The organism is Nostoc sp. FACHB-888, from assembly GCF_014696655.1.
Classification (GTDB): domain Bacteria; phylum Cyanobacteriota; class Cyanobacteriia; order Cyanobacteriales; family Nostocaceae; genus Nostoc.
The window spans coordinates 1-13342 of record NZ_JACJQM010000123.1 but is presented as its reverse complement, the minus strand read 5'-3'; the positions used below and the strand labels follow the sequence as shown (position 1 = coordinate 13342).

The window sequence follows — 13342 nt, the reverse complement described above, 5'->3', positions numbered from 1 at the left end:
CCTGAACAGGGCAGGCGAACGCACGGTATTTCTGAAATCCTTGCTAGATAAGGATCTTAACGAAAAAATAGGCTAAATTCAAAAACGCCGAAACCCTTGCTATTAAAGGATTTTTATACTTTAGATGCGTTTGCCCTAACCCCCTAAACGGTTACCAAAAATCCAGGTTCAGATATATAAATTAATCCAACTACTGTCAAATACCAATTCATAAATACGGTTATGAACTTTTAGAGAACCCTGTTGCTTGACCACCAGCCCTGATAAGAGCAATTCTTTTTCTTCTAAACTATCAGCTGAGACGACTTCTTTTTGATGCCAAATTCTTTGATAGAGTTTGAGTAGCTCTACAGGATTACATTCACTTTTAAGGATGCGATCACGAATTGTTCTCAAATGCTCTGGCTGATCTTGAGATTCCCAGTTTTCAATCAACTGCGTTTGCACTAAGTTCTTAATCCTTTCTGCTTCACAACTAGCAGGAACAGAGAATGAAGAATTACGAATGATCTGACAAAGCTTTTGAGTAAGAAAAGGCTGACCATTTGTCCAAGCTAACATTTCTTTCAGTACTACTTGGGGATTGCTAACCTTATCTGTTAATCCTTGAAGTAAAGGTTGGGCTTCATGTTCTTTAAAACCTTCTAAGTGAATTGCTTGACCAATATTAAAAGGTGTTCTCTTGTAGTCACTTGTTAAATCAGAAGGTGTAACAACACCAAATAGAGCAAAAGTTAAACGCCGATAGTTTGGATTAATACTGCGTTGGTTATAACAAAAGCGAATTAAAGTAAAAAAGTCATTAACGGGAAATTTTAAGCCCAAGGTGCTATCAATTTCGTCTAGAAAGATAAAAATTTTTTCAGTCTTAACGTAATTTAAAATAATATCTTCTATAAATCGACTCAAGCACTGGATTGGCGATAAATCTTTTTGCTCATTCCACCAGGCTTTAAGATTCACTGTTTCTAATAGATTGAAGCTTTGCCAGAACTCGACTGCTAATCCTTTATACCACTGAATAGGAGTGATGTTTTCACTGCCAAGGCGAGTCATGTCAATGGCTGCACAGATGAAACCTTCTTGCTGAAGATGATGCATCATACGCACCATCAGGCTTGACTTGCCCATTTGCCGCGCATTCAGAATGTAACAAAAATCCCCAGTCTTTAACGCTTTATAAAGATAACGATCTGCGGAACGCACCACATACGTGGGAGCATCCATTGGTAAACTACCACCAACTTGATAATCATAGGTTGAAGGTTGTTCTGCATTCCTGAGTAAGGCATTTTCAAATATCAGTTTATCTTGAGTAACTTTTAGAATTTCTAGCGTTTGTAATAGTTCTTGAGTGCGTTCTTCAACTTTTTGTTCTAGGGTGCGGTTGGATTCAGCTAATGCGTCTTTTGCCTGCTGTAAGGCAACATTTTTAAGTGTTAATTCCTGTGTAAACTGAATCCGTTCAGCTTCTGCCTTTCTGCGTTGACTAATATCTTGAAAAGCGGCTATGGCATAGATAATTTGACCATTGTCATCAAAAATCGGTGTAGCTGATACTTCTAAGGGAGTAATCTTGGCTGCTTGGCGAATTTCAATATTGTCCACAGAGACGCTTTCACCACTTAACGCTCGCACAATGGGCTGCTGCTCAGTGGGGTACAACTGCCCCGTCCCTGCCAAATAAGCTTGATAAATTTCGTTTAATCGATTGTTAGTGACTTCTGTTACGATTCCCTTGCCAAGTATCTGTTGTGCAGTTTGATTAGCGTAGTAAGATTTGCCATTGCCATCAATAACAAATACCCCCACTGGTACAGCTTCTAAAAATTGAGCGAGCCTTCTTTCACTTTCACGCAATGCCTCTTCCGCCTGCTGGCGCACGGCGATCTCTTGTTGCAAATTGAGCAATAGTTCTGCTTGAGCTTGCCGTGCTAAACGCTCCTCTTCCCAAGCTGCTTTCATCTGCTGCACATGTTGCAGAGTTTTGTTAGTAGTAATTTCTAAATCTTGAAGATCGAGCGGCTTAGTCAGGAAATCAAAAGCACCGCGATTCATCGCTATTCTGATATTGCCAATATCATTATAAGCAGAAATAATAATTGTTTTAATGAAGGGATATAACTCATTTAATTTATTTAGTAAAGTTAACCCATCCATTTCGGGCATATAGATGTCAGTTAATACTATATCGATATCTAGTTCAGCTTCTAATTTATCAAGAGCTTCAAACCCATTATGTGCAAAAATAAACTGAAACTGCTTATTTTTGATTTCTTTCTTAAACTTCTGGCGGATTAAAAATTTTATATCAGGCTCATCATCTACAACCAGTATTTTTACCGACATTTTTATTTAATTTATAAATTTAATATCTTTGTTTTGAGTGTACTAAATGCAATTGGTTTTGTAATATAATCATCAGCTCCATATTCTTTAGCAATTATGTAATTACTCTCGTCGTTATATGCAGTAATCATAAATACTTTTAAATCAGGAGAAATTGTTTTGATAATTTTGAGCATTTCTAGCCCGCTCATCCCCGGCATATTAATATCTGTTAAAATTAAAGTGATGCAATTATTTAATCCCTTTTGTAAATATTGTAGTGCTTCTTCTGCTGAAAATGCAAAATGTAATTGAATTTGGTTGTTTTTAATTTCTCGGCGAAATTGTTGTTCAAATAATAACTGAATATCTTGTTCGTCATCTACAACTATTATTTTCATGAGAACAATCCATTAAAAATCTCTCTTCCATAGAACTACTACAATGAATCATGAGAAATTTTCGGAAAATTCAATTCATTTTATACAAAAGGCAGGTGGCAGGTGACAGGTGACAGAGTTAAAGTCCTTTCGTGTCTAAGCTTTATCGTTTATTGATGTCCTAACTACCTTGGCTTAAGTATTGTTCTGATTGGGTAGATTTTTAGGTAAAATCATAATAAAAGATGTATAGTTTTTAACTTGAGTTTCTACTCGAATTTCTCCTTCATGCCCCTGTACAATAATATCGTGGCTAATTGATAAACCTAAGCCTGTTCCTTCACCTGTAAGTTTGGTAGTGAAAAAGGGATTAAAAATTTTATCGACAACTTCCTGAGAAATACCATTACCGTTATCTTGAATACGTATTTCTACTTTTTCACCCAAATCCTTAGTTTTAATCGAGATTTTTGGCAAGAATCCTTCTTTTACTTTTTTCTTTTTCTCATTGGCTGCATAGCAAGCATTATTAATGATATTAATGAAGGCACGGCTGATATCTTGGGGTATGATATTCAACTTAGGAATTTGTTGGTCATAATTTGTTTCAATGGCGACTTGAAAAGAAGGATCTTTGGCACGCATCCCATGATAAGCCAAATTTATAGACTCTTCTAACAAAGCGTTGATATCATTCAGTTGTCGTTTGCCGAGTTGCCCTCTAGAGAGCATAAGCATTCCATTGACGATATCATTTGCTCTTCTACCATGCTCATTTATTTTTTGGGAGTTTTTGCTCAAATCATCTAAAATTTCTTGAGTATTTTCTCTGCTTTGTGGCTCTAATTGATTTTTTTGAGTTTCTAGCTCTTCAAGCAATTCTTGGGTTAATTGCACAGAAAGTTCGGCAAAATTGTTAACAAAGTTTAAGGGATTTTTGATTTCATGGGCAATACCTGCTGCTAATGCTCCTAAAGAAGCTAATTTTTCTTGAGCGATAATTTGATCTTGTGTGGCTTTGAGCTTTTGCAGGGTGCTGGCTAATTCCTGATTTTTGTCTCCTAATTCCTGGGTTCTGGCTTTTACTTTCTGTTCTAGAGTTCGATTGTAATCCTCTAATTGCTCGTAAAGGCAAGAATTTTCAATGGAGATAGCTGCTTGAGTAGAAAGGATTCTTAAAATTTCAACTCGTTCAGGAGTAAATGCACCCGTTGTTAAATTATTTTCTAAATATAAAATCCCGCTCAGTTTGCTTTGATAAAGCAGAGGAGTGCAGAGAACCGATTTAAGCTGATTTACTACAACGTAAGGATCGCGGATAAACTCTCCTTCATGAACTGCATCATTTAAAACTATGTCCTTTTGAGTACGAGCAACATAATTGATGATAGCAGCTGATAAGGGAGGTGTTTGGCGATCACTATCTAATGAGTTAACTGGAATCGACTGCATAATAGTAACGCTATCAGAATTTACCGATCCTTGAGATCCAATTACCCACTCCCCTCCTTTGTCGAGAATTAAATAGCCTTTTTGAGCACCTGCATTCTCGATCACAATTTTTATCAACTTTTCTAGCAATTTGTTCAATACAATTTCACTTGCTATAACTTGCGATGCTTTAACAACTGTTTTCAAATCCAGTACTTCTGAGCTAGTTTGTTCATTGGTAGTTTTAAAAGTAGATTTTCCTCGTTCTATGATTTCAGATTTTATAGCAAGCAAATTAGAATATTTTTCCTCTAAATCCTTCATTTTAGCTGCTGCTCCCCATTTAAGATAGCAATACCAGGCATCAGTCATATAAATTTTAGCAATTTTGTTAAGGTCATTAGCTAAATAGAACTTCGCCGCTAGTTCATTACTTAGTGCTTGTTCATTACAATATTGATTTTCTTTAGCTAACTCAATAGCACGATTATAAAATTGCATTGCTTTTATATCAGCTCCTTTCACACGATGTTTCTCTGCTTCTACCAAGTAAAATTTATGCAAGTAATTTATCGAAGCATAACTCGCCCAATTTTGCATTTTCTCTTGATGTTCTGTCACTTTTAGTAATATTTGCTGTTTTTGGGTTTTTGATGCAGAGTCATAGGTAGCAAGGTGAGCTAGGGAATCATAAAAATAGAACAGAGGAATCAGTAATGTAGCAGTAGCCCCATCTAGATATTGTTCTGCTTTCTCAGCATTTTCAAGAGCTAAAGAATACTCACCAAAAAGATAACATAAGTACAGTTTATTAACATATAAAGCGCAAAGGGCATAGCGATCGTTTTTCTTGATATGAAGCGGAAGCATGATTTCTTCATTGTAGGTTTCTCCTAACAAACGGTAGGGAGATTCAGCACGCCCAATCAAGTTTTGGACAGTCTGACCATAAATATTATTGTAATTAAGAGTTCCTTCTTGTTTGAGTTGGCTCAGAAGCTGACTGTAACTATTTACTTCTAATGCCAAATTATTAAGCTCTTGTCCTACAAAAATTGAATGAAATGAGTAGAGATAAGCGCAAGTAGTTCCGTAATATAAATCTCCTACCTCCAATCCAGTTTGATAAGCAGATTGCAATGATTGCAAAGACGATTTAATAGGCTCTTTCCAAATACTAATAGCTGCGTAAAAAACAGCATTTACTTTAGAAATAAGTTCTTTAGCATGAAATTTATCTACCAAATCTAGAGCTAGGCGACCAAATTGATAACCTTCCTCAATTTCACCTGAGACACCACACAGAATTAATCCGTAATTAACATAAGCAAAAGCAGATAGAGAATTATTCCCATATTCCAGCGATAAATTTACCTGTTTAGATACTAATAAGGGTAACAAATTAGAAGCAGCAATATAAATAGAAGAAAATATGCAACTTGTCACTCTCATTATCGCTAATTTATACGGTTCGCTCATTTGAGGCAAATTAATTAAATTCTCAATACACTTACCTGCTAAATTTGTTCGAGTTTTTTCTAATTCTTGTTGAATATCTAATGGTTGGATTAATTCGGGAAAACTAATTCCTAAAGTTTGCAACACGGACAAAGCAATCTGAATAGCTTCTAGCTCTTTATTTTGGGATTGTAAAGCTTCAATATTAACTTCATATACTTTTACCTTATCTAATAGAGTTTTTGCTTCTTTTAGCACCACCGACGTAAATTGTTCCATCTGTTCAAAATTTCCATTTAAATAGGCTACCTCGGTTGCTTCTACATAAATATTTAGTTTCAAATTGTAATATTTTTGCCAATTTTTATCCGCTAAAAGTTCCTGTCCTACCTTTAAATAATTGAGTGCGGCTTCGTAAGCCGTTGCTGGTTTGGCTTTTTGTCCTGCTAGCAAATTGAGCGCAGCGACTTCAATTTGTTCTTGTTGGCAAGTTATAAGCTGATGCCCCAAATTAAGGTGATCAGCAATCTCAAATAGTCTTCCCGATAACTCTTCTGCTTGAGTATTCTTCCATAGCAAACGACCAATTTTTAAGTTAATAGCTGGATTTTGTTCTTCATCAATAAGAATATTCGCTGCCTGCTGAATGCGATCGTGTCCAAATTTATAATTTTGAATTATTAGTTGTTCATTCAATTCTGACAATGGAATAATTAAACCTTTATCAATCGCTGAAGTTAAACTATTAAAAATTTCTTTCTCTGATTTTTTACAAACTATAGAAATTGTATATAAGTTAAATTCTGCTCCCATACAAGATGCTACACTTAAACATTTTTGAGTAGCTTTTGGCATTTTTTGCATTTGAGCTAGCATTAATTCAACTACATTGTCAGTAATTCTTAACTCTTTAATTAATTTTATATTCCAATGCCAAAAGGTTTTTTGATTTTTATTTACTGAGTTATGTTTATATACAAGCAAATTACTGGAATAAATAGCTTTTAAAAATTCATTAACAAAAAAAGGATTGCCATTAGTTTTGTCATAGACTAATTTTGCTAAAGGCTTTATGTACTTTATTTCAGTAAAAATAGCGTCAGATATGAATTTATTAATATGATGTAATTTTAACGGCTTTAAAATAATTTTATTTATAATAGTTGCTTTTTTTCGTAAATTCTCAAGAGTGATATTTAAGGGATGAGTGTGGTTAATTTCGTTATCTCGATAAGCTCCAATGAGAAATAAAAATTGGATTTTTGCATCCATCATAATCAATTCTATTAACTTTAGGCTAGCAGAGTCTGCCCATTGTAAATTATCAAGAAAGATGATTAGAGGTTGCTTAGAAGAACAAAAAACGCGAATAAAATTTTTAAAGACTAAGTTGAACCGGTTTTGAGCTTCTGTTGCTCTTAATTCTGATATGGGTAGTTGCTTACCAATAATTAATTCTACTTCGGGAATAACATCTATAATTATTTGTCCATTAGCCCCTAAAGCAGTTAAAAGTTTTTCTCGCCATAGATTTAGTTGTGCTTTACTTTCACCTAAGAGTTGGCGCACCAAGTTAGTAAAGGCATTGACAACCGCAGAGTAAGGAACATTACGTTGAAATTGGTCAAATGTACCTAAGATAAAATAGCCTCGTTTTTCAGTTAGAGGCTTGTATAGTTCTTGTACTAATCTCGTTTTTCCAACCCCAGAATATCCAGTTACTAGCATCAGTTCGGTTACGAATGGTTTAGCTTTTTCTGGTGCTGTTACTCTTTCAAATGCTGCGATTAGGGTTGAAATTTCTGCATCTCTACCATAAAGTATTTGAGGAATTTGGATCTGTCCGGTAATATCTTGAGTAGCAAGGGGAAAGTCTACTATTTTGCCTGTAGATTCAAGTTGTCTGAGGCATTCTTCTAAATCAGCTTTAATACCGTAAGTACTCTGGTATCGTTCTTCAGCCGTTTTGCCCATCAGCTTCATCACTAAATTAGAAACCACCAAAGGAATTTTAGGGCTAAGTATATGAGGAGGTACGGGTTGTATAGCTAGATGACAGTGAATTAATTCCAAGACATCAGTTCTCTCGAAGGGTAATTGTCCTGTCAGCAGCTGATAGAAAGTAACACCGAGAGAATAGAAATCGGTACGGTAGTCTAAAGGGCGGTTCATTCGCCTGGTTTGTTCTGGGGAGATATAGGCTAAAGTGCCTTCAATAATATAAGGATTTTTGAGGCAGGGATCTTCTTGTTTGAGTACGGTAGCAATACCAAAATCGATGATTTTGAGTTGTTTAGTGGTGGGATTGAAGACGATATTAGCTGGATTAATATCTTTGTGAATTAAATGGGCTGCATGAATATTGCCTAAACTTTTAACTATCTCAATGGCAACAGGAAAAAAAATCTCAAATGCAAGAGGTTTTTCTTGAAACCATCTGTCTAAAGATATCCCAGCAAAATCTTCTATGATTAGAACCAGCGTTCTCTGATAAGAGTCTAAACCATAAACTTTTATCGCTCCTTCAAAATTAAGATTGCGGGTAAGTTCATATTCCTGCTTATAACGAGCAAGTTCTTGGCTAGTGGGATAGTCTTCCTTTAGTACTTTGAGGATAACTGGCTTATTGTCTGACTCTTGAATAGCTCGATAAACTTTTGAATTATTGCTTTCGTAGATTTGGTTAATGATTTGGTATCCACTTAGACTAATCATAATAAACTAACGAAAATATCTCAACATAAAATGGTCAATACAACATGAAGTGTATGATGTAAGGTAAGCGATCGCTCATCTTACATCATACTTTGAGTACTTTAAATTACCAGTATTTCTTCTGCGAATGTTATCCAATGGGTCGAAAAAGAATTCATAAGGAACTTTCGTTATGCTGCGTAAATCAGATACTAACCTAGATATTTTATAGCTAGGTTTAACATGGGAAATCCGCTCAAAATACTCTGAATGTAAGCTAAAACCAAAATGAACTTTTTTTGGTAAACAAATTTTAGTAATAGGGCCTTGACTGAGATCGTTAGTAGCAAATAACCATGCTTCCAGGTAATCTGTAGGTGTCAAAATAGTGGTTAAAATATATCCCTGAGCTTGAGGGATAAATTGGATACTATTGACAATATACCCGTCAGGAAATACATAAAAATCAAGTAATTTTTTACCTAAATGAGACACATGAGTATCAGGATTTTGTTCTTGTTCTTTTTTTATTTGTTGAGTAAGTTCTTCCCAGTTTTTATCTAAGGGAACTTTAGCTAAAACTGAGGGAAGATCATGTGGGGGTAATTGTTCGTCATTGAGAATACGATTCGGGCAATCACGAAATCCAAGGTATTGCCGACGGCAAATAAAATCGCGCTGATACCCAGTATAAACTTGATAGATAGTGGAATATCCTTCTTTAGCTAAAAACTCTTTGGGATCGGCTGTGTAAAGTGTTGTGGAAAACCATCCCGGATGGATAAAGGCTTCTTGGCTTTGACAATAAGCATCTTTGATTACTACTTTGCGTAGTACCCCAGGATCAAATGCAAACATCCAAGGTATACCCCACCAATCTTGACTGTAGGATTCGCCACTAAAGTGTTTAACATCATCCTCTTCGAGTGCATCTGTTAGGCTAATTGTTGCTTGTTGTATGGCGACGCAATGAATTTTGTCGTCCATATGATAGTAGTTCCATAAGAAGTGGTAACTATCACCATCAAAAGTTATTAGGCGTGAGGTGACACTCTCTTGATGTTTTTCTTCAATCTCTTCACGGTTAACAATGTAAAGCTGTGTTTTTTTATACGGCTTGAGAGGAGGAATTTTTAGCCCCAACAGCAGGGATACTCCCATTTGGAAGGGCATATCTGGAAACATAATATATTTTTCTGTCACTATAACTGTGTGGGGAGTACCATCAAGAACTGTTCCCTCAACTTTGCAATGTTCTAAATCTCCCTTGCCATCCCAATAAGTGATATAGACATCACTCACCATGTCAGTAAATAAATTGCCTGGACGAAGCTTAGACTTTAATTCACAGCTAATAAGTCTATCAATTTTAGGGTCATATAAGGGGTGGGCTGTATTTGCTACCAAAGGAAAGAATGCTAGGGGAACAGAAATGATATGTTCGTCAAAATGTCCTATGGGTGTTATCGTTTCAAGGGTATCTGGATTTACTTCCCAGTAACGTCCTGCATCTGCTGTTAAAAGCAGCCTGCCATTCATGTTAACAACGGCTGTGTTGGCAATTTCTGATATCCCTAAAGGAGTTATAACTGCCGGGAAAAAAGCTTTTGACAGATTATATAGCGGTAGTTTGCCATTCCAAAAACTATCCCAAGTTCTCAATCTATTGGCGTAGATTTTTATTTTGTCATTTTGAGCTTTGAGATTCCATTTAATGATTACACCTTCACCAGCAAATAAATGGCGGTCTTTCTTTCGGTGGAAAGGGGCAACCATAAAGACATAGCCGGATAAATTATTTGGCCAAGTTCCCTCTATTATTTCCGCATCCCAACCATCATTGTTTGGTTCAGGAGAGAGTTTAAAATTTTTAATGTTAACTTTTGCAGGATTTGTTGTTGAGTTAGCTTCCATAAATTTCGCCTTTTAATGATTTTATTGTCTTTAATTTCAAAAATTGCTAATATGCTCACAGGTTTAATAATATGATTAATATAATATCTAATTAATATTAATCAATTATTGTTCTCATCTATTTTTAATTGCTGATTATTGAAATACTGCCGATACAACTGGCAAAAGGGTGTAGCTTTATTACCATCTAATTTAATCAGGCCCATGCTACTTAACTTGTAAGCTACAATTGGTTCTAATTGCACAGGTTCAGTAGAACTCATTACTGCATTAACAGCTATGAGCAATTCCAACTGTTGTTGCAAAGTTACCCAATGACGTTGTAAGTGATGAGAATAAATTCCACTAGATGTAGGAGCGGTTTTCAATAGTTCCGCCAAATTCATCTCCTCAAAACTTAAATAATAGATTGCCATGTGTATCAGCGCTGGATGTCCCCCAACCATAGTCATTAATTGTTGGCTTTCTTCTCCATTACTCCAGTCAAGTCCATAACTTTGGGCTAACTGCTGCACCTGCTCCAAGCAGAAATCACCCAACTGAATCGGTAAACCAACATTGAAAGGTGACTGGTTAAGTTCTAGAGGAACATAAATTTCAGTGGAGTGTATGACAATCAGGCGCAGCTTCTGCCAGATGAGCAGTCTTTTGGCTTCTTCATACCACGAACGCAACATCGGTAGAAAATCTTTTGCCACTTGTGGATGTTCAAAAATCTGGTTCACTTCGTCTAAAACCAAGACTACAGGAGAGTTGATTTGCTCTAGTAAATGCTTTCGGAAATATAAAGAACAGCTGACTTTGCTGCCGATATCTTCATCCCAATAGTCGTCTAATCTTGGTTCAATTTGTAGTTGGCGGCTGACATTAGCACATAGCCAGCGCAAAAATAGATTCAATTCATTCAAAATTGAACTGTCAATCTGTTCCAAATTGAGACTTACAGTGCGGTAGCCTTGGGATTCAGCGTAGTTCAAAATCCTCAACAACATTGAAGTCTTACCCATTTCCTTGGGAGCTTTTATCCGTACTAAGGCTCCTGGTTTAGAAATTTCTTCATAAACTCGTGTAGAAAGGGTAGAATTTTCAATGTAAAAAGAGGAACCAAGCGGAACTGGACCACTGGGGTAGCTAGGTGACGGTTTTTGGTCGGTATCAGGGAATGAGTCCACAGAATGTTGCTTTAACATTGTTGTTTTTAAAGCCGTACAGGTAGCATCAAGATAAGACTCCAGTAACACCCGGCAATTTTTTTTGGTAACACGACTACCGACGAGTTCGGTGAGTCGTTGGCACAATTGTGGAGCAACGACGTTAGTAAAGTAGCCAGCACTATAGCCCTTCTCTTGAGCAATTTGGTGATACGTTTGATAGTGCCAAATACCTTGCATAATCAGAATTTCTGTGTAACTGAGAGGGCGAATTTGCTTTTCAAGTAGCTTGCGATTAATAATTTCAACTAAAAGTTCGAGTTCTGTAGAATCCATGCACTTATCCTCTCTGCTGTTCTGCAAAAGAATTTATGTAATTATAAAAAAGGCTAGGATTTATATAGGATAAGCTTCCTATATAAATCACTCTCAAGTAATACTTTTGCTGGTTCTTATGTATTTTTTTTAATTAATGCAGTGTGCAACTTAATCTTGTTAAACCTTAGTTTATTGTGGGATAAAAAGAAGTTTGAACATTCCACAATAATTTAGAGAAAGTTGCACATCGCGTTAATTCTATCGATAATTTTTATCTTGATATTGTTTGATATACTTAGCTTAAGTTTGTCCAGATTATTACATGAAAATTTATGTGCCTCCCTTCGTTGTAATCATATTTTTTAACCGCAGTAAAGTTATAGATTAAAAAAGTAGTTTTCCGTATCTTTAATAATGCAACTTTTATCACTTCATAACACTATTTGCAATTTGTATATTATTGGATAATTTTTATTATATCTCTAAGTATTTTTATAAATAAAACTTTATAATGTTAACTTTTTATAAGTATATCTTCAGATATAATTGGTATCTTAGATATGGAAGATATTAATTAATTTGTTTATTTCTTTCTTTGATATTACCATTACCAAGCTAATTAGTTTCATAAAAATTTCATATAAAATCTCATTTAATGGCTTGTAACTTCATATAAAACCTTAGCGCTCGCTTTGAAATCTCATAAAAATCTCATATAATTAATCCCAGTTCACCCATTTTAAATCGAGTTAGAAAAAAGCTGAACAATTTAATAGGCGTTCCAGCTTATAATACAAATTTACTATCACCCTGACTTTGCGTGATCGTATTTCTAAGAGCTTGTCACGAAACAACCTTCCTTCTTTTTAGTTAGAAATGCTTTCTCAGTAAGCTTTTTAGGCAGCAAACTGTAAAAGCTGTTTCTTGACAGGTTCTAACGCCATTTTGTAACGGGGTGGTGGAGACATCATAGGTTTGTTTGAGAGAGTAAACCAGGTTTCCAATCCGGTCAGGGTTTGAATATCTTCTGGCTTTTCAATCAAGGGTTGCAATCGCTCAATCCATTCCCGCCGAATATCTGATTCTAGCCAGATCTTGAGATTGTCGTAGCAATCGAACTTGAGAATGACCACGTACTCAGGATGAGCGTGATCCTGGGGTCGAATAGTGCTGACACCCAGATGTCCCTTGAATTTTCGTGCATCTGCGGCAATGCCATGAAACCATGCTTCGTAACCTTGCTCACGCCCTGGTCTTACTACATGAGAGATCACAGCAATAACTGGACAGTTTTCTTCACTGATATTAATTGCTAACGGTTCATCGAACATAGAATTTAACGTTCCGGGTAAAATTTGATAGTTAAAAAAGAAAACAGCTCTTAGGGGAGACCGCTTTCACTTGTAGGCTTGTCTGGAGTGACAATTGCAATATCTGTAATAACCTCAACGTTCTTCCAGCCTGGAGGAAGATAGTCGTAACTCTTGACACCACCAAGTAGTTCGAGAATGGTCAAGTGTTCAGTAGTGAATGGCACTAAGAAAAGCCGAAACGCTTGTGTATTAAACAGTTTGCAACTGCTTTCTTAATTCATGCCGGGGTTTGGTCATTAAGGGATAAGCTTTCGGGCGGCGTTTACGGACTCGTGGTTCGTTTCTAGCAGGACGG

7 protein-coding genes are annotated in these 13342 nt (G+C 35.9%); all 7 read right to left on the bottom strand.

The genetic code is table 11. The features are described 5' to 3' along the window. Window positions 1-168: 168 nt before the first annotated feature. Window positions 169-2349 (bottom strand): AAA-like domain-containing protein, encoded by a 2181-nt coding sequence (locus H6G26_RS32585; protein WP_190734950.1) that lies wholly within the window; start codon window positions 2347-2349, stop codon window positions 169-171. An 11-nt stretch (window positions 2350-2360) separates the two neighbouring features. Further along, window positions 2361-2729, bottom strand: a complete 369-nt coding sequence (locus tag H6G26_RS32580) for a response regulator (RefSeq protein ID WP_190734949.1) — start codon at window positions 2727-2729, stop codon at window positions 2361-2363. A gap of 174 nt (window positions 2730-2903) precedes the next feature. Continuing rightward, a complete protein-coding gene (locus H6G26_RS32575) occupies window positions 2904-8312 on the bottom strand; it encodes an ATP-binding sensor histidine kinase (RefSeq protein ID WP_190734947.1) in 5409 nt (1802 codons plus the stop codon). Window positions 8313-8387: 75 nt separating this feature from the next. Then, complete coding sequence (locus H6G26_RS32570; protein ID WP_190734945.1) at window positions 8388-10205, bottom strand: carotenoid oxygenase family protein; 1818 nt, start codon at window positions 10203-10205, stop codon at window positions 8388-8390. A 101-nt stretch (window positions 10206-10306) separates the two neighbouring features. Next, on the bottom strand, window positions 10307-11692 hold the full coding sequence (locus H6G26_RS32565; RefSeq protein ID WP_190734943.1) for an AAA-like domain-containing protein: 1386 nt from the start codon (window positions 11690-11692) through the stop codon (window positions 10307-10309). 878 nt (window positions 11693-12570) lie between these two features. Next, complete coding sequence (locus H6G26_RS32560; protein ID WP_199327195.1) at window positions 12571-13005, bottom strand: hypothetical protein; 435 nt, start codon at window positions 13003-13005, stop codon at window positions 12571-12573. 50 nt (window positions 13006-13055) lie between these two features. Then, window positions 13056-13211, bottom strand: a complete 156-nt coding sequence (locus H6G26_RS32555; RefSeq protein ID WP_190734942.1) for a hypothetical protein — start codon at window positions 13209-13211, stop codon at window positions 13056-13058. Window positions 13212-13342 lie beyond the last annotated feature (131 nt).